General features: G+C 65.5%; 18 protein-coding genes and 2 pseudogenes. 8 read left to right on the top strand and 12 right to left on the bottom strand.

Annotation, left to right across the window (positions count from 1 at the left end):
- Nucleotides 1-256 precede the first annotated feature (256 nt).
- Nucleotides 257-2,101 carry a glycoside hydrolase family 15 protein gene (locus ABZ854_RS32410; RefSeq protein WP_361218163.1) on the bottom strand — a complete coding sequence of 615 codons (1,845 nt, stop codon included), beginning with the start codon at nucleotides 2,099-2,101 and terminating at the stop codon, nucleotides 257-259.
- A gap of 246 nt (nucleotides 2,102-2,347) precedes the next feature.
- Between ABZ854_RS32410 and ABZ854_RS32405 the strand changes: the two genes are divergently transcribed.
- Together ABZ854_RS32405 and ABZ854_RS32400 are read left to right on the top strand one after the other, a co-directional pair.
- Nucleotides 2,348-2,743, top strand: coding sequence for a hypothetical protein (locus ABZ854_RS32405; protein ID WP_361218160.1), 396 nt, complete (start codon nucleotides 2,348-2,350; stop codon nucleotides 2,741-2,743).
- A gap of 298 nt (nucleotides 2,744-3,041) precedes the next feature.
- The gene (locus ABZ854_RS32400; protein ID WP_361218157.1) at nucleotides 3,042-3,959 is read left to right on the top strand and encodes an NADP-dependent oxidoreductase; all 918 of its coding nucleotides are present in this window, start codon (nucleotides 3,042-3,044) and stop codon (nucleotides 3,957-3,959) included.
- Nucleotides 3,960-4,243: 284 nt separating this feature from the next.
- Here ABZ854_RS32400 and ABZ854_RS32395 read toward each other — a convergent pair whose 3' ends face one another.
- Together ABZ854_RS32395 and ABZ854_RS32390 are read right to left on the bottom strand one after the other, a co-directional pair.
- Entirely contained in the window at nucleotides 4,244-5,638 is a 1,395-nt protein-coding gene (locus ABZ854_RS32395) for a hypothetical protein (protein WP_361218155.1), read from the bottom strand.
- 668 nt (nucleotides 5,639-6,306) lie between these two features.
- Nucleotides 6,307-6,555, bottom strand: a complete 249-nt coding sequence (locus tag ABZ854_RS32390) for a hypothetical protein (protein ID WP_361218152.1) — start codon at nucleotides 6,553-6,555, stop codon at nucleotides 6,307-6,309.
- Nucleotides 6,556-6,707: 152 nt separating this feature from the next.
- On the opposite strand from ABZ854_RS32390, the pseudogene ABZ854_RS32385 reads away from it, so the two are divergent.
- The 3 genes and pseudogenes from ABZ854_RS32385 to ABZ854_RS32375 all read left to right on the top strand — a co-directional run bounded on the left by ABZ854_RS32385 (nucleotide 6,708) and on the right by ABZ854_RS32375 (nucleotide 11,557).
- A pseudogene (locus tag ABZ854_RS32385) lies at nucleotides 6,708-7,923 on the top strand (cation:proton antiporter).
- Nucleotides 7,924-8,221: 298 nt separating this feature from the next.
- Entirely contained in the window at nucleotides 8,222-9,310 is a 1,089-nt protein-coding gene (locus tag ABZ854_RS32380) for a Ca2+-dependent phosphoinositide-specific phospholipase C (RefSeq protein ID WP_361218149.1), read from the top strand.
- 738 nt (nucleotides 9,311-10,048) lie between these two features.
- Nucleotides 10,049-11,557: a globin domain-containing protein gene (locus ABZ854_RS32375; protein WP_361218146.1), complete on the top strand. Its 1,509-nt coding sequence runs from the start codon at nucleotides 10,049-10,051 to the stop codon at nucleotides 11,555-11,557.
- A 70-nt stretch (nucleotides 11,558-11,627) separates the two neighbouring features.
- Here the strand turns inward: ABZ854_RS32375 and ABZ854_RS32370 are convergent, their stop codons facing one another.
- From ABZ854_RS32370 to ABZ854_RS32355, 4 genes and pseudogenes are all read right to left on the bottom strand, one after another.
- Nucleotides 11,628-12,866, bottom strand: coding sequence for a nitric oxide synthase oxygenase (locus ABZ854_RS32370; RefSeq protein WP_361218143.1), 1,239 nt, complete (start codon nucleotides 12,864-12,866; stop codon nucleotides 11,628-11,630).
- 156 nt (nucleotides 12,867-13,022) lie between these two features.
- Nucleotides 13,023-13,769: a DUF2993 domain-containing protein gene (locus ABZ854_RS32365; protein ID WP_361218140.1), complete on the bottom strand. Its 747-nt coding sequence runs from the start codon at nucleotides 13,767-13,769 to the stop codon at nucleotides 13,023-13,025.
- 1,089 nt (nucleotides 13,770-14,858) lie between these two features.
- Nucleotides 14,859-15,339, bottom strand: a pseudogene (locus ABZ854_RS32360) (transposase); the annotation flags it as partial.
- A gap of 111 nt (nucleotides 15,340-15,450) precedes the next feature.
- A complete protein-coding gene (locus ABZ854_RS32355) occupies nucleotides 15,451-16,341 on the bottom strand; it encodes a hypothetical protein (RefSeq protein ID WP_361218138.1) in 891 nt (296 codons plus the stop codon).
- Between the two features lie 219 nt (nucleotides 16,342-16,560).
- On the opposite strand from ABZ854_RS32355, the gene ABZ854_RS32350 reads away from it, so the two are divergent.
- Complete coding sequence (locus ABZ854_RS32350; protein ID WP_361218135.1) at nucleotides 16,561-17,568, top strand: AraC family transcriptional regulator; 1,008 nt, start codon at nucleotides 16,561-16,563, stop codon at nucleotides 17,566-17,568.
- Nucleotides 17,569-18,088: 520 nt separating this feature from the next.
- Complete coding sequence (locus ABZ854_RS32345; protein ID WP_361218133.1) at nucleotides 18,089-20,413, top strand: hypothetical protein; 2,325 nt, start codon at nucleotides 18,089-18,091, stop codon at nucleotides 20,411-20,413.
- 57 nt (nucleotides 20,414-20,470) lie between these two features.
- Here the strand turns inward: ABZ854_RS32345 and ABZ854_RS32340 are convergent, their stop codons facing one another.
- The 3 genes from ABZ854_RS32340 to ABZ854_RS32330 form a co-directional block, all read right to left on the bottom strand.
- On the bottom strand, nucleotides 20,471-20,824 hold the full coding sequence (locus tag ABZ854_RS32340) for a helix-turn-helix transcriptional regulator (protein ID WP_361218131.1): 354 nt from the start codon (nucleotides 20,822-20,824) through the stop codon (nucleotides 20,471-20,473).
- A gap of 234 nt (nucleotides 20,825-21,058) precedes the next feature.
- Entirely contained in the window at nucleotides 21,059-21,484 is a 426-nt protein-coding gene (locus ABZ854_RS32335; RefSeq protein ID WP_361218129.1) for a hypothetical protein, read from the bottom strand.
- Nucleotides 21,485-22,002: 518 nt separating this feature from the next.
- Complete coding sequence (locus ABZ854_RS32330) at nucleotides 22,003-22,368, bottom strand: Lsr2 family protein (protein WP_361218126.1); 366 nt, start codon at nucleotides 22,366-22,368, stop codon at nucleotides 22,003-22,005.
- A 189-nt stretch (nucleotides 22,369-22,557) separates the two neighbouring features.
- Between ABZ854_RS32330 and ABZ854_RS32325 the strand changes: the two genes are divergently transcribed.
- Nucleotides 22,558-22,794, top strand: a complete 237-nt coding sequence (locus ABZ854_RS32325; RefSeq protein WP_361218123.1) for a hypothetical protein — start codon at nucleotides 22,558-22,560, stop codon at nucleotides 22,792-22,794.
- 660 nt (nucleotides 22,795-23,454) lie between these two features.
- Here the strand turns inward: ABZ854_RS32325 and ABZ854_RS32320 are convergent.
- Together ABZ854_RS32320 and ABZ854_RS32315 are read right to left on the bottom strand one after the other, a co-directional pair.
- Complete coding sequence (locus ABZ854_RS32320; RefSeq protein WP_361218120.1) at nucleotides 23,455-23,670, bottom strand: hypothetical protein; 216 nt, start codon at nucleotides 23,668-23,670, stop codon at nucleotides 23,455-23,457.
- Nucleotides 23,671-24,006 carry a hypothetical protein gene (locus ABZ854_RS32315; RefSeq protein ID WP_361218117.1) on the bottom strand — a complete coding sequence of 112 codons (336 nt, stop codon included), beginning with the start codon at nucleotides 24,004-24,006 and terminating at the stop codon, nucleotides 23,671-23,673.
- Nucleotides 24,007-24,176: the final 170 nt, after the last annotated feature.

Raw genomic sequence — 24,176 nt, 5'->3', positions numbered from 1 at the left:
GCCCGCGCCAAACTGTCGCCGCACGCACACACGGGCGCGGGGCCCGGCACACCGCGAACGCGGGTTGACCGTCACCTATCCGTTCGCTTTCCGGTGCGACCGACGCGTGCGCTGGAGGCGTCGAGGAAGGCGTGTTCGGCCTCCGGACAGTATTTTCCACCTCCCTTTCTGCGAGTTGCTTTTTGCTTACCATTTTTGACGCGATGCCCCCAAAAACGGTGATGCTCGGAGCCGGACCAGTGACGCCGGCGCCTGATCACCAGCCGCCCGCGCGAGCCGCTTCGATCTCCAAGGCGGCTGCTACGACGCCGAGATGACTGAAGCCCTGGGGGAAGTTGCCCAGCTGATGTCCAGTCGCGGGGTCGACCTCCTCGGCCAGCAAACCCACATCGTTCGCACAGGCCAGGACCAACCCCAGCCGTTGTTCGGCTTCGTCGATCCGCCCTGTCCGTGCCAGCGAGCTGGCCAGCCACAGGGTGCAGAACGTGAACGCGCCTTCGCCGCCGGTGAGACCGTCCTGCGTGAGGTAGCGGTAGACGTGCCCGTTCTTGGTCAGACGGCCGTCGATCTCGTCGACGGTGGCACTGATCCGGGGGTCATCCGCAGGCAGGAACCTGCGCAGGACGAGCTGCAGAGTGGCGGCATCGAGTTCGGCTGCCCCGAATGACTGCACGAAGCAGCCTCGTTCCGGGTCGATTCCCTTCTCCTCTATGACTTTCCTGATCTCGTCCCGGGCCTGCACCCAGCGCAAGCGCAGTTCAGGTTTACGGGGGACGTCGGGGTAATTATCGAGCATCCGTATTCCACATTCGATGGCCAGCCACGCCATCGCTTTGGAGAATACATAGTGCCGACGATTCGTCCGCGCCTCCCAGATTCCGTCGTCGGGATCCTGCCAGCGCTGGATGACCAGATCAATCACGTCTCTGACGAAAGGTGCCCGGCTCTTGTCCAGTTGATATCCCGGCAGGATGCTCGCGAAGTAGGCAGCGGCGATCAACTCACCGTATATGTCCAGCTGGAATTGGCCATAGGCGGCGTTCCCGATGTGCACCGGCCTCGATCCCTGATAACCTTCCAAGTGATCGAGTTGCTCCTCGACCAGATCCCTCTCCCCTCCGATTCCATACAGAATCTGAAGATTCTTGACGTTTCCCTCGGTCGCCGAGAAAAGCCAATCGGCGAAATTTTTCGCTTCTTCCAGGTAGCCAGTCGCCGCCAGGGCCGCCAGAATGGCAGACGAATCACGGATCCAGGTGAAGCGGTAGTCCCAGTTGCGTGTACCGCCGATTTCCTCGGGCAACGAGGTGCTCGGGGCCGCGACAAGCGCCCCTGTCTTGTCGTAAATAAGTCCCTTGAGGGTGAGCAGGCTTCTGACAACGGCCTCTCGGTAGGGCCCCCTGTAGGTGCAGCGGGAGGCCCAGTTCCGCCAGAACGTCACCGTTTCTTCGAGCAGGCGCACTGGCTGTTCGGCATCCATGGGCGTCGGCGGCGTCTCGCGTGTCAGAGTCGACGTCAGGACGAGATGCGTCTCGTCACCCTCGGAGATCGTCAGACGACCCACGCTTCGGCCGCCACCGGACTCGTCCATGGGCAGTGACTCGTGATCCAGCGTCAGGCGTTCGGTTCCGCTGGTGGCGGTAACCCGTCCTTCCTCGACACGAATGTTCGAAGCGGCTCTCGCATAGTCGAAGGTGGGGAAGAACTCTACTTCCATCTCCACCGTGCCGGTCTGCCCGGCCAGCCTGCGTACGAACGCGTGGCCCGGTGCGCGCCGTCCAGGTGAGCCGGGGCGTCCCTCCACCTCGTGCACCGGAAGGAAATCGGTGAGGGTGACCACACCGGCCTCGGCTTCGAACCGTGTCTCGAGGACGTTAGTATCGGGCAGATAGCGTCTGCTCACCTCGTGCTCGCCCACCGGTCTGATACTGAAGTGCCCGCCTTTTTTCCGGTCCAGGATCCCCGCGAAGACGGGAGCGGCGTCGTACCGATGGAAGCAAGCCCATTCCACTGAACCATTCTTCGCTATGAGGGCCGAAGAGTGACCGTCGCTCAGGAATGCGTAGTCCGATATCGCAGGATAACCGCCGTATGCTTCCATGATAGTGCCTCTAATCATGGGACAAACTGGAATTTAAGCTTACGCTTTGACAAGCCCCCCGGCAACTCGATGGGGGACGCCGCATCGAGCGAAAGGAGCGGTATGAAAATCCATGGAAAAACGTGGAATACCTCTCGGTCTGAGCAGGCCAACACCTTCGCCTGCGAGAGGTACATCCGGCAGCCGTACGAGTGCTGGACGCGGGCAGTAGAGATCAGGGCACCGGCTGAGATCGTCTTTCGATGGGTGCAGCAACTGCGGGTTGCCCCCTACAGCTACGACTGGGTCGACTTCGCGGGGAGCAAGAGCCCTCGGCGGCTGACGCCAGACCTTCCGACACTGTCCGTCGGACAGTCATTCCTGATCTTCCGGGTCACCGAGTTCGAGGAGCCCGTACACATCACCGGCGCGCTGCCGCCGGAGCGCGCTGCGCGCCACGGCGATGTCGCGGTGAGCTACCAGGTCGTCCCGTCAGCGGACGGCCGCTGCCGACTGGTCGTACGGGTGGCGGTGGAGAAGCGGAGCGGTGCTTCTGAGACGTTGCGGCGCCGGGGGTTGGCCTGGGGTGATCTGATCATGATGCGGAAGCAGTTGCTCACCCTCAAGAAGCTCGCTGAAAGGGACGCGCGAGCCGATCGGTAAGGGTCTTTCGGTGCCGCATTCTCCATGCCTTCAGCTCAGGGGATCGAATTCTGGGAGCGGACGGCAGCCTTTTCCATGAAGGCACATTTCGCCATGTCGGCCGATCCATTCGTTGATGGTGCCGACATCGCCGCGTGGGGGACTTCCGGAGGCAGGCAGCCTCGATCAGGCAACCGCCGCCGAGTAACCCCTTGCTCATCAACCGGGCGCCGCTTAGTGTTTCTTGACCGTATGCCGTGTTTTGAAACCCCCGGAATCATAGAAGGCACAATCCATGAGCTTTTCTAATAATTCAACAATGCGCGCCATGGCCTATGATGAATTCGGGGGTACGGAGGTGTTGTCTCTGACCTCTCAGCAGTACCCGAAAGTCGGGCCCGGAGAGGTGCTGGTACGCGTCCGATGCGCGGCCGTGAACCCCGTGGACTGGAAGATCATGAGCGGTGGCCTCCGCGGCCTCATGGACACGGTCTTCCCCGTGGTTCCGGGATGGGACGTGGCCGGCGTCGTGGAGCAGGTCGGCCTCGACACACCTGAGTACGTACCGGGCGACGAGGTGATCGCGTACGCCCGGAAGGACTATGTGCACGGAGGAACGTTCGCGGAGTTCGTCACCGTTCCGGTCCGCTGTCTGGCACGCAAGCCTGTCGCTCTGACCTGGGAGCAGTCCGCGGGCCTGCCGCTGGCCGGTCTTACCGCCTACCAGAGCCTCACCCGGCTGAACGTCGGTTTCGGAGACACGGTGCTGGTCCATGGCGCGGCGGGCGGAGTGGGCAGTCTGGGCGTCCAGATCGCCCGCATCCTGGGCGCCCGCGTCATCGGTACGGCGTCCGCTTCGAACCACGACTGGCTGCGCTCCTTGGGGGTCGAGCCCGTCGTGTACGGCGAAGGCCTGGAGGAGCGCGTGCACGCGCTTGCTCCCGAGGGGGTGAGCGTGGTGACCGACTTCGTCGGCGGGATGCTGGCGAGTACGCGTGCGATTCTCGCCCCGGGCGGACGTCACGGTTCGATCACCGACCCCACGGTGCTCGCAGCGGGAGGTCACTGGATGTGGGTGCGTCCCAACGCTGCGGACCTCACCGCCCTCGCGGCATTCGCGGACGCGAGGCAGTTGACGGTTCCTGTCTCCATGATCTTCCCCCTGAAGGAGCTGGCGGACGCTTTCAAGGCAAGCATGGGCGGACGGACACGGGGGAAGATCATCATCCGCGTGTGAGGGTGCCCTCCACCGGCCGCGCCGCCGCTCCGGCCCCTGCCGAGCGGCCCCCTTTGGAGTTAGAGAACTAGCACGTACAGTGCAATAATCTCTGGGCCGCGCCCACCACGCCGGGACCGCGGCACCACGGCGAGCGGAAGCCAGGTGGGAGTCCTGGTGCGCCTCAGAACGGCGAGGCTCCTCAGTCGTTTCTTGAACTGAGCCGCTCGCCACTCATCGCTCCCGGCCCCTTCGGCGGCGGACACTGCGTGAGGGGGCCGGGAGTCCCGGCGCCCTCGTCGTGGTCAGATGGCGTAGTGCCAGACCGTGAGCATGTAGGCCCCGTACCAACTGCCGAAGAGCGCGCCTGCAGTCAGGACGAGCACGGCGGCCAGCGGCCGGGCCCTGGACAGCACACGCGCGACGGGGACGAGGAACACCAGCGCCGGAATCACAAGACGCAACTTCGAATGCTGGAAGTTGCTCTGCGTCAGGGCGATCACCAGGATGCCGGTGCCGTAGACCAGGAAGGGAAGCCAAGCGGTGCGCTGCCAGGCGACGGCGGTGGCCACGAGGCATGACAGCAGGAGCACGCAGGTGCTCACGAGAACCCAGCCGTCAGAACGGGTGAGCGTGTCCACGAGCGAGGCGACGAAGGCCTTCCCACCATCCCAGTGGGTGCCCCAACCCGTCTCCTCGATCACGAAGTAGGCATCCAGCCGTCCCACTCTGAACCCGACCCACAGCAGGTAGGCGGGCGTTCCGGCGCATGAGAGGGCGACGGCGGCCAGGGGGCGCCAGGCGACGTGGCGTTCCCGCCACATCCACTGGCCCGCGGCGACCGCCACAGCCGCGGCCAGCGCTGCGGCGGCGGGGCGGGTCAGCCCGGCGAGCAGGGCCAGCCCACCGGCACTGAGCCATGCCCTGCGGTACACCGCCCACAGCGAAGCCGCGGCCAGCGCAAGGAACAAGGACTCCCCGTACGCCATGAAGAAGACCAGGCTCATCGGTTGAACGCAGGCGACAAGGATCGTGGCGACGGTCGCGGTGCGGTGGTCGTACAGGGCGGAAAACAGCCGGTGAACGGCGAAGAGCGCTGCGATCGCCGCCAGTTGGGCGGCGGTGAGCGCGGCAGCACCGTAGCCGAGACGGGTGACCGCGTGGACACAGCGGATCAGGCCCGGGTAGGCGGGAAAGAAGGCGAGGGCGTGTCCGGTGGGATGCCCGGCTGTCGAGAAGGCCCCCGGATAGCCATGCCGTGCGATGCCCGTGTAAAAGGCCCCGTCCCAGGACCTCAGCCTCTCCCCGACACTCGGGCTGTCGGCTGTGTCCATCACAGCGAGCAGAGCCAGGTGCAGGCTCAGCGCCGCCACATAGACCGCGCCGGCGGGCCCGGCGCTGCCCTGCAGCAGCACCCGGAACAGCCTGCGGGCCGGGGCGGGGGCCGGCCGCCGCGGTTCGGGGGGAGCCACTGCCGGCGCTTTCATGTCCGCCTTGCGGACAGGTGGTTCGCACCACGCGTCCCCGACCGGCCGCGCATCGCGGTCACGGCCGTCGCGGCAGCCACGCCGCGGTCGCGGAATCGGGTCTCGCAGGAAGGCGCGCAGGTCGGCACATGTGCCATTGGACTCCACGACGATGCGATCCGGGAGGCGCCACGCGCATGATCCGATCATGGAAGCCAGGCACATGGTGATCACTCGTCGACGGTTCTGTGCAAAATGCGACCAAGGCTGGATAGAACCCGGTCGGCTTGGGTAGGAGCCCGAAGAGTGGCAGAAGCAAGAACGGTCAGCCCGCGTCCCCCACAGACGCGGGCCGACCGTGGACAGTTGACCGGCATCCCCCACAGACGCGGGCCAACTGAGTCACTTATCAAACTGGCGTGCCGGCGTCTCAAGCATGAGTACACCGCAGCCATGAGCCCGTACCGTGTGCTCCCCACACTCCGTACGAGGCCTTCAACTCATGTGGTGGGCGGGCTCCCTTCTGATGGGCGACAGGCCGTGATGGAGTGCTGCCCCCGCCGGGGCAACGCCGGAAGTCTGACCCAACCGTCCGACTACCGCATCGGTGCGTACCGATTTTCGGACACGCCTTCTGCGGGACCTCGACCCGTAGTCCATCCCGCTTTCACCTGCGGCTTCGCCTTCTTCGCGCTGCCTGGACCCACGCCGCGGGCAGGACGGCGAATGGCTCGAAAGCACTGCGTGTCCCGCTAGTGACGCTGCGTCAGCATGCCGGTGTGGACGCACCCCGCTCGCGATGTCCGAAAAGAAGACCGTCCAGACCGGCCGGAAGAAGCATCGGATTATTTCAGGCCGAAATAGGGGCGAAGTGCATGAATACCGCCACTTGACCGGGCACTCTAACCGCGGAGAACGCCGTCACCATGTGCCGCGACATACTGCTCCACCGATTGCAGGGCCTGCTGGGTGGCCTCAGGAGTGCCCGTTCCGTGCCGCTCCGCGTAGTAGGCCGCGCCCAGCCGCTTGAGCGTCTCAGCACCGGCGTGCTGCTGAGACCGCTGCTCTTTGTATTCGGCGACTTTATCCTTTCCCATGGCCAGGAGATTGCGTTCGGCGTCTCGCTTGGCACGGTCGAAGAAGCTGCTCATGGGTGCCTCCCGTATGCCTCCACTGGGCCAGTACCAGATTAGGGCGGAGTTTCGGACAACGCTCTCGCCTGCCCCATGAGGCAGTGATCTGTGCGTGGGCGCGCACGGCGTTTTCCTTCATTCGACACGGCAGGCCGGTGATAAGAAAAGGCATGTCGCATCCGCAGGTGCTCATCCTGATCATGTGTGTCGCCGTGGTGTCGCCGCTCCTGGCCCACTGGATCAGCCGCTGGGTGCGCGTTCCCCTCGTGATCTTCGAGATCGTCTTCGGCATCCTCATCGGCCCGGACGTGCTCGACTGGGCGCACATCTACAAGCCAGTCGAATTGTTGTCCAGGCTCGGCCTGTCGATGCTCATCTTTCTTGCAGGCTACGAAACGGAGTTCGCGGCGGCTCCCCAGGCGATGGTCCGCCGGTCCCTCTACGCCTGGTTGGTCTCCCTGGCCGCGGGCCTCGGCGTCACGCTGGCGTTCACCGGCGCCGACGTGGGCAAAAGCATCGTCATCGGCACCGCTCTGACCAGTACCGCGCTCGGCACGATCCTGCCCATCCTGCGGGACAGCGGCGATCTCAGCGGGCAGTTCGGCACGGCCGTCATGGTCGTCGGATCCGTCGGTGAGTTCGGGCCCCATCGTCGCCATGACCCTGCTTCTGAGCGGTCGCGCGACAGGACAGTCGTCGCTGCTGCTCCTGGCCTTTGCCGCCGTCACCGCCGCGGCCGTCTTCTGGGCCATGCGACCACGGCCCGCATGGTTCTCCGGACTGGTCGCCCGCACCCTGCACACGAGCGGGCAATTCGCAATCCGCTTCGTCATGCTGTTGCTGGCCTCCATGCTGGGCCTTGCCGAGGCGTTCGGACTGGATACGCTCCTGGGCGCCTTCGCTGCCGGGTTGGTGACCCGGCTCCTCTTGCAGGGCTCGGCGCCGGAGAGCAGCGCGGAGATCCTCTCGCGTATCGAGGCCATGGGATTCGGCTTCCTGGTTCCAGTGTTCTTCGTCGCGACAGGAATCCGCTTCGATCTCGCATCGCTGCTGAACGGCGGCAAGGAGTTGCTGCTGCTCCCCCTCTTCCTGTTGCTGTTCGCATTGGTGCGGGGCACCCCGGTCTACGCACTTGCGCCGCGTGCTGCGGGTCGGAGCAACCGGGCCGCCCTGGCGCTGTACACCGCCACCTGCTTGCCCCTCGTCGTCGCCATCACCTCCATCGGTGCAGCCGACGGGCTGATGGAATCGGGAGAAGCGGCAGCCCTGGTCGGAGCAGCCATGATCTCCGTCCTGATCTTCCCGCTCGCCGCTTTGCGGCTGCGGGCCCGCGCCCAGGGCGTCCCGCCACAGCATGTGCAGGTCTCGGACTCCGAGGGATGGTGACCCCCGCGCGCCTCGGACGACCATGACGGCACGCCGGGCAGGCAGATGAAAGGGACTTAAAGCATCAGAAGGGGAGTTTCTCCGCAAAACCGGGCCTCGGGGATCGGTGAAGCCGGGACGGCCCGGCCGGTTCCCCGCACCCGGGCGAACCGCCTTTGCATGAACATGCCCCCATCAGGCCGCTGCCCAGGGTAGCGTCATGACTCCATTCCGTGTCTGCGGCGTGGGTGAGGCTCACCCACGCCGCAGACGGACGCCCGGATCGTCGGCAGATCTCTCACAGGCTGGAGACCTTCCCATGAGACACGGACCAGTGGTCCGCATCCTGTTCAGGCTGCTCACCATGATCGCCACCGTCATGCTGGTCATGGCCGCGTGGATCATGGCGCCGACCCCTCACGCATACGCGGACGCGGGGACGGAAGGCCTCCCGCTGGACCAGGTCTCCATGTCCGGACTGCACAACGCATACGACCCGGCGAAGAGTAGGTCCCTCACGCAGGGACTCGACGACGGCGCGCACTTCCTGGAGATCGACGTCTACAGCACGTACGGCGGCGACGGCGGCTGGATCGTCAGCCACGCGGATCCCCTGTTCAACGAGAACAACTGCCAGTACACGACCGGAGGGATCGTCAGGCTGACACTGTCCAACGGCAGTTTGCGCACCTGCCTGTCCGACCTCAGGTCATGGAGCGACAGCCACCCCGGGCACGGGCCCGTCTATCTCAAGCTGGAGATGAAGTGGGGGCTGCGGAGCAACGCGGGCATGGGCCCGACCGAGCTGGACAACCTTGTCGGCACCTACCTCGGCGCAGGCAAGGTGTTCGCTCCCGCGGACATGCTGGGGACGCGGTTTCCCACGCTCGACGCCGCTGCCAGGGCCGGCGCCTGGCCGACCTGGGACCAGCTCCGGGGCAAGTTCATCCTGTACCCGATCACCGGCACGATCGAGCACACGCTGGCCGGCTATCACTTGGACAATCTGTCGACGGAAGAGGAGTACGCCGATCACGTACGGGATCTGGCAGCCTCGGGTCAGCTGAGGAAGGCCCTCCTGTGGCCCGCGATGAGTGATCCGGCTCCCGGAGACGACCCCCGCACGCAGTACGACCCGTCCCTGCGCCCGTGGTTCGTGCTGTTCGACAACAGCGCGTCCACCTGGCTCAACGGCCAGTACGACATGGGGTGGTACTGCTCCCGCCACTATCTGACCGTGGAGACCGCGGCGGAGAGTCTCGCACCGCCGCTGGACGACACCCGCCCCGACCCCACCGCCGCTGCCCAGCGTGTCCAGTACCTGGCCGAGCAGGGGCACTCGAGCGCCACCACCTTCGACTGGATGAACGCCCCGGGCGCCTTCGCGGTGTGGCGCCGTGCCTGCTGACGATCCGACCGCCCCGGTCTCCGAGTGATCGAGGGCACCGAGCCGTGCCCGAACGGTTCCGGGCCAAGGAGATGACCGTCCGGGCACGGCACAGCCGCCAGTGCTCGTGACACTGGCGCCTCGAGTGCGGAGACAGCTCACCCCTGCTTCCCCATGCGGACAAACTAACCGCACTCGCGGTGCAACAACATTAAAACGTGCAAACCGTAAAGATTGATTAAGAGCCGAGTCATGTCAGCGAGAACCGATCGACAACGCGGGTGCGAGCCCTCCGGGTGATCTCTGTGCCCCATTGACCCTGTTCGGACAAGTGACGTCAAGGGCATGAGTTTTGATTGTTGATCAGCACATTTCAGATTGTCGGGTTGCGGATCGGCTGCGCATGTCACACTGTCTTCCGCTTGAGGCCGATACGGCCGGAGATTCCTCCTGATGACATCCGGTGGGATACCAAACGCGCCGGAACACAGGCAGCGGCTCCGCTGCGGCAGAACAGTCGGCCAGGGCGTTGAAGGCTCCCACTTCGTCGCCTCTCGTGGATGACGGTTGAAGGCAGGGCATGCGATGGATGCGCGTAACACGTCGGCGGTGAGCAGTGCCGGGAACGGTGAGCAGGGTGTGAGTGACCAGATATCCGGGACTCCCGCACGAAGACGGGGGCGGGGAAGCGAACGGGACTGGTTCACGCCGGTGAAACCGGCTTCCGCTGATCGGCAAAGGCGGAGCGAGGGGCGTCGCATGCCCAGCCGCAGGCCGGTGGTCGTACGGACGCTCGCCAGCCTTCGCCCGGCAGAACCGCCCGAGGACGATGCCGACGTTCTCCCCATGGACAGCCGGACGTTCTCCAGCAGCTCCCCCGGCATCGCCGAAGCCCGCGCCGCAGGTGGACTGGTCGGCAGCACGCCGGACCACGTCCCCAATCTCCAGGGGACAGGCGCCTCCCCCCTCTACCCACAGTCCTGCCCCGCGGGGTTCACGAACCCCGCAGTGGTGCTGAGTACCGGACACGGGCACCCCGGTCCGGACACCGCCGAAGGCCTCGTACCCCGCGTCGAGGATCCCGCGCCCGGCCCTGGAGCCGGCCACGCGCTCCCCGGCACACTGCTCACGCCACCGCCGGAGCCTTCCGCGGACGCCCTTGTCATCCAGCGGACCCTGGCATCGGTCGAACCGGTTTCCGATCAGGCCACTTCGTACTTCTACGCGCTGTTGTTCACGTATTACCCCGCACTGCGCGACCTGTTTCCCGTGTCGATGTCTCTCCAGCGTGACCGGCTGTTCAAAGCGCTGCTCACAGCTGCGACCTACGTGGACGACACCGTCCGCCTGATCGAATACCTGTCCGAACTAGGCCGCGGACACCGGAAGTACGGAACGCGGCCGGAGCACTATCCAGCGGTCGGAGAATGCCTGCTGGCTGCGATGGCCCACTACGCCGCCGAGGTCTGGGACGCCGAGGCCGAGGCCGCGTGGAGGCGGGTGTACGCAGCCATCTCCCAGATCATGACGGCTGCGGCCGCAGTCGACGAACTGAGCGCTCCACCATGGTGGCAGGCAGAGGTCGTCGCGCACGAACAACGGGCACCGGACATCGCGGTCATCACCGTCCGCCCGGACCAGCCCTACCATTTCAGCGCCGGTCAGTACGCCAGTATCGAGACTCCCTGGTGGCCCCGGGTGTGGCGGCACTATTCCTTCGCCTCCGCACCACGTCCGGACGGCACGCTCACCTTTCATGTCAAGGCCGTTCCCACCGGTTGGGTCAGCACGGCTCTCGTCAACCGGGCCCGCTGCGGTGATGTGATCCGGCTCGGCCCGCCGGCGGGTTCCATGAGCATCGACCGCGGCAGCCCCAACGGACTGTTGTGCCTGGGCGGCGGCACCGGCATCGCCCCGATCAAGGCGCTGGTGGAGGAGGCGATCGAACACGGCACCAACCGTGTCATCGACGTGGTCTACAGTGCCCGCCAGCGCAGTGGTCTGTACGCCATCGATACGTTGCTGGGCCTGCAGAACCAGCACCGCTGGCTCACGGTCCACCCCCTGATGTGCGAGAGGCCGGCGTTCCAGCTCGCCGATCAACTCCCGGTTCTGCTCTCCTCGCACGGCAGGTGGCAGATGCACGACGCGTATCTGTCCGGCCCTCCGGAGATGATAAGCAGCAGCGTCGACGCGCTCGTCGCCAAAGGCGTTCCATCGCACCGCATCCACTTTGACGGGGCGCCCGAACTCTCCCAGGCCTCTTGATCGGGGTGCGGGCCGCCGCGGGGAAGGGGGCATGCCCCCTGGCCGGGACAACTCGTCCCGGCCGGCGCGGTCAATCCTGTCCTGCTCCGTCCTCGGCCGGGCACGTCCGGGTGTCCGTCGCGAAGACCGGTGAGGGATGCGGCAGGAATGCGGGAAGACACTGGATGTTCTCGTAGGTGCGGTGAAACACCGGCGTGGCCGCGCCCGACAGGGGTGGCACGATCCAGGACCAGTCCGCATGCACCGTTCGCCCGTTGCGCGCTTCGGCCTGGATATGGAGCATGAAACGAGCCGCCTCCGTGTGGTGGTCGGTGATGGTCACTCCGGAATTCGCGAATGAGTCGAGTACCGCCCGGTTGAGTTCCACCAGAGCGCGGTCCTTCCACAGTGTGCGATCGCTGGAGGTGTTGAGCCCCAGACGTTCGGCGACCCTCGGCAGAAGGTTGTAGCGATCCTCGTCGGCAAGGTTGCGGGCACCTATCTCGGTACCCATGTACCAGCCGTTGAACGGGGCAGCCGGATATGAGATGCCGCCGATGCGCAGGAGCATGCCGGAGATGGCGGGCACCGCATGCCATCGCACGCCCCATTCCTTCCCCCAGAGCCCCTCCGGATGACAGATGTCGACCTCCAGTACGGCGTCGGCGGGCACCTCGAACCACTGGGGCAGACCGCCTCGTTCCTGCACGATGAGCGGGAGGATGTCGTGGGGCGTCTGTTTTCCGCCGGGCCAGCCCAGTGCGAGGGCCGTCTCCGTGAGGGCGGTATTGCGAGGATCGCCCAGGATCCCGTCGCCCGGCAAGCGGTACCCGGCATATCGGATGATCTGCTCGTTCCAGATGCGGGGTCCCGGCCCCTCCGCGCCCCCCGCCCCGAAGACCGAGATGACAGGGCGGATCCGCCCGCCGTTCGCGGCGATGGTGATGTGCTCGATGCAAGCGTCGGCTATCTGACGTGCCGTTGACAGACGCCGCAGATCACGCACCACAAGAGAATGCCAGTACAAGCGACCGATGCAGCGGACGCTGTTTCGCCAGGCGACGCGGGCGCCGAACTCCAGTTCGCGCGTGGTGTGCTGATAGCGGCCGCACCGCTCGATCGACCGTCGCACCGAGGCCAGCCTGCGTTCGACGGATCCGGCATCGGCGTCTTCGCTGTGGTGAAGACGGATGAACTGCTCGGCCTCGGCCCAGAGGAGGGCCTCCTGCGAGGCAGCCTTGAAGCGCCGGGAGCCGGGGTACCCCAGCCTGAGTCTGCCCAGTCGGCCGGGCGTCCTGATCGTCGTGATGGGCTCGGCTTTCCGGATCACGGTCCCCCCAATGCAAAGCGGCCTGGAACGCGATAGTGCTGTGCGGCCGCCTTGGCGGGCACATCAAGTAGGAAAGCGATCACTACTGATCGATGCCGAGAGTTACTGATAGATCACGCGCTGTTTCCCAGGGCGCGGCGATCTCTGTCATGACGCTCACGAGGGACAGTCGCCGGAAGCCGTGCCCCCCTTGCCGCCACTGGGAAGACTGACGGTCAGAACGAGACCATCGGCGTCGGCGTGAGCGCCTGTGACGCGGGCACCGTCGGGCAGGTCGTCGAGCTTGACGGTCTTCGGGGCGAGCTCGTCGGCAACGCCGGAGGAACCAGGGAATGCGGCGACCTGCGTGACGGGTACGTCACGGCCGAGCACCGTGACATCGGTGGGTGTGACGGTGAGGCTGTTGCCGGTGGTCTTGAGGTCGGTATGGACCGTGACGGGCAGTCCGCGCCCGGTGGTGGTGTTGAGGGCCAGCCCGGCGCCGTCCGATCCCACGGTGAGGGGGCGTGAGCCGTCACCCTCGTGCTCGGCGAGGTAGGGGGTGAGCTGGTCGTAGGGCGCGGTGACGGTGGCAGTTCCACCCTTGGTGGTGCCGTCGCTGTGCACGCCGTGAAGGGTGGCGTCGACGTTCAGGGCGACCTCATGACGTTTGACGTCGGTCGCGTGCACGCTGACCGTGTCGGCTTGGCCGCTGAGGGCCTTCAGCCCGGCGAAGGTGCCGTCCAGCGATGCGGTCACTTGTCCCGATGGCTGCATCCGGCAGTGGGCGGCCGCTGCAACGCGCTGTTCCACCCGGTGCTCCACGGACGCGTTGCCGACGAGGACGCCGGTCGCCGTCAGACAGAGCAAGGTGCCGCCGGCGAGGAGGCCTGCACGGCGGCTGGAGGGTATTCGGCGGATCATCGACAAAGTGTTCCGATCTGGCTAGTGCGGTAGGTGTGAAGCCCGGAGTCCAGACCCTGAGCCCATGCCCCCCAGTTCGTGACGCTGGAACGATTTTTCTATACTTGCACCAATCGTGCAACTTCTTTCCCGAGGCCGCCGATTTTCGGCCGGTGCCCCCGCGGTCAGCGCCCGTGATCGTCGCGGTATACCCACCGGAGGCGGGCACGGAGGGGGAGGACGAAGAGGCGGGCTCCGGTCGACGACGATCCGGGTCACGGTCACGGCCCCGCCCGTGGGCGTATCGGCACTGCTGCCCACAAATCCGTAACGCGCGAATCCGGTGACACCGATCAGCACATTGAGGGAGATGCCCAAGGCCGATGAGTATTCAGTGATCATCCTGGCCAGCCTTGCTTCCGGGTGACACGAGCAGGACCCCGCCGCCGGACCATCGTTCGGGCGCACGTGGCCCACGAGCCGGACCGCGAACCGTGCAGGGGTGTTCGCGGTCCGGCGCGTGCCGGATGCGACCGCAACTGGCCGGCCGCCCGACCCCCGCGCACAGCCATTCACCGGGTGAGTGCCCGTCTTCACGCCACGCAGAGCGTCGGCACGGGCCCGAGGGAGTGCCCGGCAGGACGCAGTGCGAACAGGGAGGTCGTGAGTCGGGCCACTGGGTCGGCGAGGGTTGCAGCGGGGCGTCATCGTGGGACTGACGAGAGGGCCCTTACGGACCCGGTCACGGCACGGTCAGGGACGTCTGAGAGAGCAGGCGCGTCCGCAAGACTCACGGCCGTACTCGCGGTTGGCCCGGGGCAGGAGTCGTGTGGGCATGGGGAGCGCCTCCTCGAAGACCGGCTTCCACGTGCACCTCAGTGTTGTTGTTCGGCGAGTGCTTGACCAGCCACTGAAATGGCTTCTGGACAGGAGGCCCACGGTGCGGCACGCGAGTGGGCCATGCGCCGGCGCCATCGCTGGTGGGGAAAGCCGCACCGGCATCGACTCCGAACCACCGGACGGCGGGACATGCCGCGACGAGGATGGCCGAAACCAGTCGGTTGTGACGGTCCCGTGAGAGGGGAGAGCCTCGCTCGGGCGGTGCATAGGCAGAGGCATGAGCTGCGTGCCGCCGCGGCGGATCGGCCGGTTCAGGAGGACCGCCAGGGTGTTCCGCGCCGGTCTGTGATCAGGTGGTACGTGGTGCCCGGGCGGGCTCGGGCGACCGGCGAAGGTCCGGTGTGCGCCCGGTGACAGCCGGGAGATGCGAGGAATCGATCGCCGCGTCGTCCATGCCCCATGGGGCCGCGTCACGCAGCTCGGCCAGAAGGATCCGGTACAGAAGGGGCCAGACGCCGGCCTCGGTCCAGTCCCGCAGTCGTCTCCAGCACGTCACCCCGCTGCAACCGATCTGTTCTGCGGGTACTTCGGCCCAGCTCACACCCTGCGACAGCACGTAGACGATGCCGCGAAGAGCCACTCGATCATCAACCGGCAGCCGGCCCGCATGCCGGGCTCGGCGCGGCTGGTGTGGAGGCAGCAGCGGAGCGATGTGTTCCCACAGGTCATCAGACACAAGATCATCCGACATCCGCGAACCGTCCCCCAGCACCGGCACCACCGCTCCCGCCCCGATTCCGGCCCCGCTCGCCGGCCCACCAATTGGTGGTCTTCTGTGCCGATACGCTTGCCTGAGCGGTCGTCACCGCCTGAATCGCCAAACGGTACCGACGGGAGCACACGGGCCCGGGGGGATCACCTCGACTCTCAGGTCGCCCGAGCGGTCGGCGTAGTCGATGCCTTCGACCTCGAAGCTCCCGGAGCAGACGCTTTCCAGGGGAAGCGTTCCGAGCTCGGTCACCCGGCCCGTCACATCACCGCCCGTGAGAGAACGCGCGAGGTCGATCTGGATCAGCGGCTTGGTGTTGCCCAAAGGTGAGCTGTCGGAGTCCGACGAACACACCAGCTGCACGACGGTGGTGAACGCGCACCCCTGGACCGCGGAGATCGCATGATCGAGCCGGATCGCCCCGGCCAGAGGGAGGTTCTGTCCGGGGCCGGAAACGGCGTGGTTCAGATAGGGCATGGGATAGAACGGGAGCGAAGTGATGTCCCCCCACTGCCCAGACACGATCCAGTCACCGTCCGGTGCGATGGCTGCGAAGTTGTTGTCCGTCGCCTCGCCCGGCACGTCACGGTGGTAGAACTCGACGGCCTGCCCGCCAGGCGTCCAGACGCGGAACATCTTCGAATCGCCGGAGCTCTTCTGGTAGGGCTCGACGACGTAGCCGTCGCGTGAATCGGGGTCACCCACGTGCGACCATCCCGCGAGCCGGAGCCGGAGCGGAACGCTCGCGATGCCGTCGAACCAGGTATACGTCGTTCCGTCCGGGCGGGTGACCGTGGCAAGGCCCTGACCGCCCGTCAAAGCATTGCTGTTGGAGTAGTCCAGGACCGCCCAAGGCCCTACCGCAGCGGGCCGGGGCAGCGCCCTGGCGATCTGCGGCACCGCTACGGAAGGAGCCGGCCGAAGACCGGTCAGCAGAAGCGTCGCAGCCATGACGACGAGCCATCGCGACAAGGACATACGCATTCTTCGCTCCTCGACTTCGCGGACGCCGCTGCCGCCGCCGACGGCTCCGGCGCGTGCCGGGCGGTCGGTCGCGTCAGGAGGCACGACCGACGACTGCGAACGTACGGCCTGCCGGTCGCGCCGTCGTTGACCCGGGCGGCCTCCCCGTTGATCCGCGCCGTACACACCCTGGCTCTGTCCCTATTGACGCCAGCAGGAGCCACCGCTTCACTGATCGTCATGCACCTGCCGCCATCGCTCGTCACGGTGGCGACAAGCTACGCACGGGCGGTGGCCCACGCGGCGTCTGACGACGGCCACCCGGCACTGCCGTCACTGTCGGCGGCCAACGCGAGGTTGCCCTTCCCCGAGGTGTGCCATCTGTGGGACCGCGCCATTCACAACAGCCGCGGAACAGAAGTGGGCCTTCGCCTGGGAGCGGATCTGCGGCCCCCCGCCCTGCACGTACTCGGCCACCTCGTCCTGACCTGCGTCACGCTCAGCGAGGCCGCCGCCACCGCCGTCCGCTACCACCCACTGGTGAGCGAGGCCGGTGAGGTCTCACTGATCCGCGGCACCGTGCTCTCGCGTGTGGTCTACCGGCCGGTCGTCGCACCGGACGCCATGCATCCGCAACAGATAGAGGCTGTCCTCGCCGGCATGGTCACGGCAGCCCGATGGCTGGCGGGCCCGGGCTGGGCGCCCGACGCGGTGGCCTTCACCCACCAGCCGACCGGGGACCTGAGCCGGTACGAAGCAGTCCTCGGATGCCCCGTCTCCTTCGGCGCCGCTGACGCTGCCATCCTTGTCGCCACCTCGGAGCTGGACCGCAGGCTCAATCTCGCGGATCCCGAACTCGCCGCGGTGCAGCGGAGCTACGCCGACCGGCTGCTCGGCGACCTGGCGGCCGCCGCCGCCGAACCGGCACGGATCCGGCGCTGGCTGACGCATGCGCCGCTGGGCCGAGTCGGCCCTTCCGACCTGCAAAAGGCACTCCACATGAGCGACCGCGCCCTGCGCCGGGCGCTTCGGGAGCAGGGCACCTCGTGGCGGGAGCTCCTCGATGAGGCACGCCGCACCCGCGCTTGCCGTCTCCTGGAAACCACCGACCTCACCATCGACCGTATAGCGCGCGACGTCGGTCTCAGCGGCGCAGCCGCCCTGTGCCATGCCTTCGCCCGCTGGCAGGACACCAGCCCCGGCGCTTACCGCCGTGCGCGCCGCGCCGGCTCCTGGAGCGGTTCCTAGGCCGGCCGAGCCGAGGAGTGGTGGGGGAAGGCTCGGCGCGCCACGCACGGCAGTCGCCGTTCGACCGAGATCACACCCGGATGCGAGGAATCTCCCCCAGGCGCAAGCTGAAAAGACTGGGCGCTCCGCCTCGACCGCTCAGCGACCGACTCAGGCTCCCGAAGGTTAGGGGCAAACATGTCCGTCCCAGCCAGCATCCCTACCGGTCAAAGCGGCGATCTAGGGGGTACCGAAGCCGCGGAGGGCGCCCTTGCACACGTCCTGGGCCGTTTTTTGAAAGGCTCTCCGCCCTCCCCCGGAACGGTGTCTCAGATAGCCCGTCTCTTTCATGTCGACTCAGCGCCCGGTGACTCATCGCCCAGCGGACCGCCTCGGACGTTCGCCGAACTGTTCATCCTGGTGAAAGACGCAGTGGTTGTTCACAAGGGCATAAAAATATCCGACATTGAACTCGAAGAGCTCATCATCGAGGAGCTTCGCAGCCGTTTGTGATCTACCGCAGCCTGGGGAGGTTTTCCTCATGTCATCACCCTCCGAAATAGCGGCAATTGTTTCCGATGCCGTGGGCGTGGCTCTTGGCGGCTCCGCACCACCCAAGAGCCTGCTCGAAAGCATGCCCGAGCGCAAGAGTTCCGTTGTCTCGGAACGAAAATATCCGGCACAACAGACACCTGCGGCAATCGAAGTTTCGGATGAGAACCTTCGCGTACTGAACGATACCAACAACCAGATCCTGAGCACCGTCCCCGAGGGAGGAAGAGTTGCTTTCGACATCAGGCCAGTACTGCTCGGCGGCACTCGGAATAACGTGATAGTGCTGAAGAAGATTCCAGCATGGATGCAAAGAGGTGGCCCGTTCGTCAGAGCAGGCGAGATCGTGGTGCTGAAGCACGGGAAGAAGTTCGATCCGTTCGGGTCGGAACCAGGATCTGTGGCCGTCACCTCGGCCTGGGCTCAGGAGGACATCGAAAGTCTGCTGAAAACGTTCACCAAAAAGAAGCTGGCCAGGTTCGAACCTGCGAAGGAATTGGACCGAGGAGTACTCGCCACACTGAACAAGGAGCGCGCCGAGACGTTGACGCTGCTGCGAGCAGTGGAACAGGGAATCCAGACCAAGGTCGACCAGGCGAACCAACTGCTCCAGCAGATCATCGAGGTAGAACGTCTTGAGGTATTCGCCGTCGGGTTCCAGGCAAGTCTGCGAGTAAGGGATCTTTCCAGTAATGTCGAGGCACTCGAGGCGCGCCTCAACCGCCTGGCAGAGGCCGAGCATGACCTGGCTGACGAGCATTCGAGCCCGGAACTGTGCAAAAAAGTAATGGACAACCTGAAGAGGTCTCAGCTGCCTGCCATCGATGAATCGAGCCGGAACGTTGGGAAACTCTTCGACAGTATGGTTTTCATCATCGATCGAAACGTTCTCGAAAGTTACGCGTACGACTCATCCGAGAATGTCGAAAAAATAAAAAAGGCGCATGACAAATTCAATCGTGTAGCGGCAGGTGCGAGTGCCATGGCAGCCACTGCCCTGCTGGACACTGTGCGTCGTGCCGGTATGACACTTGAGCAGACCGCAATGATGGCTGCCAAGTATCACGAAATAACCAAGGCTGTCACGGAAATAAAATCCAGCAAGACGATGCAACAAGTCCGTGTGGCCCACGGAGAGGATCCACTGCTTCTCTACCGGGCGATGGTTGCCCAGCAAAAGGACAAGCTGGAACTCCTGGTGAAGACCGTAGGAACCGTACTCGCCGGAAGTCTCATCCAGTTCCCAGGCATCGGCGGCCTGGCCAGCAGCGTGTATGACGGGGTCACCGACACCATTACTGGCGTGGTGGGGGCATACACGGAAGCGCGCATCGCTCAGGCCGAGGCAAACATCAAGAAGGCAGAAGAGGAAGTCAGGGCGCGCAAGGCGGAGTTGAAGACGACGCGCCCGGGAGGGGTGGTGATTCCGGACGTCTACGGCGCCAAAGACCTTCCAGCGGGGCTACGGCAGAGCATGCTGGACGGGATCGACAAGGGCCTTAGGAAGGTGCAGGAGACAGCTAAGGGGCTGACCTCGAAGCAAATCGCTTCCATCTCGGGGTTCGTCGCTTCCACTGTGATACCCAAGGTACTCAAGCTGGTACTGGAGTACTTCCCGCCCGAGCCGGCGCCCACATTCGACGAAGCCCGCCTCCTCGGCCTTGTCCGCAACATAGTGACGAGCGTGACGCCGAAGGACATCGCTGCGCCGGAGGAGATCGGATCGCCGGAGGAGAAGAAGTCGGCACCACCTGGCATGCCACTCGACACTATTGCGGAGAATCCGGACCTGGCGGCAGGCTGGCGCGGCTATCGCTTCACATGGGTGGCGCCCGTCGGACCTGCGTTCGACGGCGAAGCAGCAGACCGTTGCTACACGGTTCGATTCGACTACCGTGAGGGATCCTCCGTCGTCGCGGAGTTCTATCCGGCCGGGCAGACCCCCGCAGATCAATTGCACGTCCGAAGCCTTTCTCCGGGCACATACACGGCGTGGGACCGGCTGAAGGTGCAGCGGGATGGAATCAGCCACCGGGGCTACTCCGGCGGTGACACCGCGCAACAGGCGGGCGCCTGGCACACCTGCCGTGTCGGAGACTTCGATCAGATCCTCTTCCTCCCCGAGGGCCAGGTGACCGGGCACCTCTGGGGGCACAAGCGTGACAAGCCGTTCGGTGCGGCTGCCGGAAGCGGCGAGACACTGCTGTCCTACATCGAGGACAGGCTGACCCCCTTCCCCGGCGGCATTCACGCGCTCCTGCTGGACGAGGGCGCCGGCAGGCCGCCTCTGTCACTCACCGCTGACTCTGCGTGAGGGCCGGTGCGCAGGGTCTGCGGCCCGCGGGCGATTCCAGGCGCTCGTTGGAGCCGGTCAGGGCGCGGGTTCACGGCCGAACAACCGCTCGTGGCCGGCTCGCTGCCAGGCCGCCTGGCGAGCCATGCTCCGCGACAACATGGCATGCCGCGGCCTGGTGGTTCGCTGCCTGTCGGTGAGAGCCTCGCAGGCACTGGTGGGTCCGGCGAAGAGGTCGAGGACATCGATGCCATAGTGCACGGCCAGCAGTTCACAGTCGTCCAGGCTCCATGCTGCGGTGCCCGACTGACGCCTGCTGACCTGCCCCTGGCTGACTCCCAGGACGGCCGCGAGACTTGCCTGCGAGTCTCCTGTCGTGTGCATCAGGGCGGCCACGGCCGCTCGCACCCGCTCGGACAAGGACATCACCATGGCGCCACCTCCGCGGGCACCGGGCCCACCTCATGCTTGGTCAAAACTGTTTCCAACGGGCACAAAAGAAATTGACGATTCTGCATATCCAATGGGAATTTCCCCGTACGCAAGCGCCCTGAATGATCAAAAACATCATCCCGAGCCACGCGGCCAGAGTCATGCAGACCCCGAGAAGCGTGAATGACACTGACGTCGCCTGCCGAGGTGTCCCTCTTCTCCCGGATCTTCCGCTCACCGCGTCTTGTCCACCGGCCCGGTTTCCGCCCGGCCCGGCTCGCTGTCCCAGCCGTGCACGACCACCGGAGTGATCTCGACCGTCCCCTGCGGTCTTCGGAGTTCATCGCAGGGTTGCGCCACGGCACGCGCTCCACCCCGAGGAACCTCCATCACCGTGTGAACACCGCTGGTCTCGGTGCAGCTCTCGGTGGACACGGAAGACAGCGTTGTCGAGGACGCCACCGCGCCGGTTCCCTTCGGCACGTGCGTCGGCGGAACGATCGTCACGGCTGCCTCGGGTACACAGCAGTGCGTCTGTCCCCTGGACGCGGCGTCGAGTTTTGTCATCGATTCCTCATCGGCTACCTGCACGTAGGCCAGTGCAAGCGCCGCTGCGGCCACAGGCGCCAAAGTCAGGGACCAACCCGTCATAAAGAACATGGGCAAACTCTCAAATGTTGAAGGCGGGAGGAGTCGCTGGATTCGCGCCGAATGCTATCCGTGCCGCGCTTGAGACAGCAACGTTACCGGGGAGTTTTATCTTTCCGGCCGCTCCGGATACTGAAGAGTTTTACGTAACTGACAGAGTCTCGAATAGCTGAACCGTCCTGGTCGGCACGGCAGTTGTCCAACGCCTGGGCACCCTCGAACCACGATGGATGGCACAGAGGAATCAGTGCGCGGACCGGTTCGCATAGTGCAATCAATGATGCACTAAACTCATAAATGTCATGCTCGCAACATCTTGCATTATGTGAGCAACTACATACGGAGCGCACATCTTCGCGCGTATGGAGTGTCGGACAGTATTCCTGCCGCGCGGTTCGCCGCCTCGTCTGCGTTCAGCGGGACTGAGGCGGCCTTTCAGCGACGCTCACGAGCCGGTCGCACGGCAGAGCGACCGGCTCAATCGCACAAGGCATTCGAGCGACCAGTCGCGAACGCCTCGGGGACAGCTCTCAGGCGTGGGCTCGCTCATAGGCCTGATGTACGGACGCGGGCATCCGTCCGCGGTCACTGACCTCGAATCCGTTGGCCCGAGCCCAGGATCTGATCGCCGACGATGTTCCGCTCGGCCGGCCCGCCTTCTTCGGCCCTTCGGCCCTTCGCGCTCCCCCCTTGCGCGACACGGTGACACCCCGTACTCTGCGCGCTCCCGTGGCCTGCAGGTAGGGGTTCAGGAGCGCGAGGAGCGCTTCGTAGTTTTCATCATCGAGGTCAATTTCGACCCCAGCACCATCGACGAGAATGCTGTGCGTAGAAACATTCTCCGACGTTTCACCGGTCAAGTCGTCGCTACGTGTGGTAATAACCTTTCGAGCCATAGGGTGGTGTCGGTCCCTTCTTTCGACGCGGCTTCAAATCACGGAACCGCCGCAGAGTTGGGGCTATTATCGCAACTGGTCACGGAGGCGGCGCAGGCCGAGTCGAGCGGCCGCTGTGCGATGCCCCGCCGTACTCAAGCCCATGAAAGCAGGGCCAAGAAATAAGGTCAGCCTGACGGAGGCCATCCCGTGGAAGCAGTGTCCCAGGGCTCCTATTTCTGGATCATGACCATGCAGGTACCCTCGGAAAAAGGTGCCGTCCTGTACAACTACCAGGGGACCGTCACCCCGGCCAAGCACAACACCCGGCTTGATCTTTTCAACGAGATCAGGAAGAACCTGACCGGCCGCTTCCCCCATTTGGGTGACGCGATCGTCGTCACTTTCGATGTGCAGCCCAACCGTCTCAACCCCGGCAACTCCTGAACCAAAGTGGACGGTGACTACCAGGTGGTCCAGGAACCGCTGCGCGGCGGCTGGTCATACGTCACGCGGCGCAGTGAAGTCGACGGCACCACACTGACACGCACCGGAACGTCCTCGGACGGTGGGCGGGGGGCGATGTGTGCGAAACCTCCGTCGAAAGCGACCAACGCGTCCTGGACGTCCGCCACGGGGGCGGACGACGCAGAGTCCGGTTCCACCTCGATGAGCGGGGCATTGAGTTCCACGCGCGCCGCTCTCAGCCAATTGAGACCTGTCATTCGCCTGCACCGCCTCGACACTGTCCGAGCCTGCACCCATGACCCTAATCCGCACCCGATCGACCGGCCAATTTCCACGAGGTCACAGAGTTGACGGACCGACATCACACGGTCGGCGGAGAAACGGCGTCACCGGCTCCTCCGGCATCGTGCCGTCCACCGGTGCTTGGCCTCGGAGAACACGTGGCAGCCATGCGTCGGGGTCGCAGACCCAGACGACACCCGATCGGCCGACAAGAGGGCGTGGTGACGGCGACTCGACATGCGGAGTCACCCGGGCTGGATTTGACTGAGATGGCTTACGACGGACGACGATCAGCCTGCGGACGCCCAGCGAACCCCCACGGAGCGGGACGACCACAATGACTGCCAGATCCTTTGTTCAGACGGCCGGTGTGTCGGCGGCCCTGCTGCTCCTTGCCGCCCCGGCCGCCCAGGCACAGAGCAGTCCCTCGGTCACGGTGAGCCCTGCGGCCGCCACCCCGGGGTCAGTGATCAGCATCATGTCCCTGAACTGCCCGAGCGAGGCCACGTTTTCAGTGGCCCCGGCGGTGGCGCCCGTGATCACCGCCTCCGCCCCCGCGATGGCTGGAGGCATCTACACGGCCTCGGCGACGATCGCCTCGAGTAGCTCACCGGGGCCGTACACCGTCTCTCTCGGCTGCGGCACCAGCCCGTTTCCCATGTTCAGCGCCAGCGTGGTGGCGGCCTCCAGCAGCGCGCCCGCATCAAGCAGCCCGTCCGCCCCCAGCAGTGTGCCGGCATCAAGCTTGGCGCCGGCCTCCAGCAGCGCCCCGGCATCAAGCTCGGCACCGGCATCCAGCAGCGCGCCCGCATCAAGCTCGGCACCGGCATCCAGCAGCGCGCCCGCATCAAGCTCGGCACCGGCATCCAGCAGCGCGCCCGCATCGAGCTCGGCAACAGCGACGCACACCGCAACAGCGACGGCAACGACGACGGAGACGGCACGACGTACTCCCTCGGGTGGTGCGGCGGCGGGTGACGGCGCGAGTCAGTCGGGTGGGTTTTCGCTGGCGGTGTTGTTGGGGTCGTTGGGTGTGGCGGCGTCGGTGATCGGGTTGCTGGTGTTCCCGAAGCCGCGTG

Source organism: Streptomyces sp. NPDC047028 (genome assembly GCF_040644095.1).
GTDB lineage: Bacteria > Actinomycetota > Actinomycetes > Streptomycetales > Streptomycetaceae > Streptomyces.
Note: the sequence above shows the minus strand (reverse complement) of the source record. Positions and strands in the feature narration are given on the sequence as shown.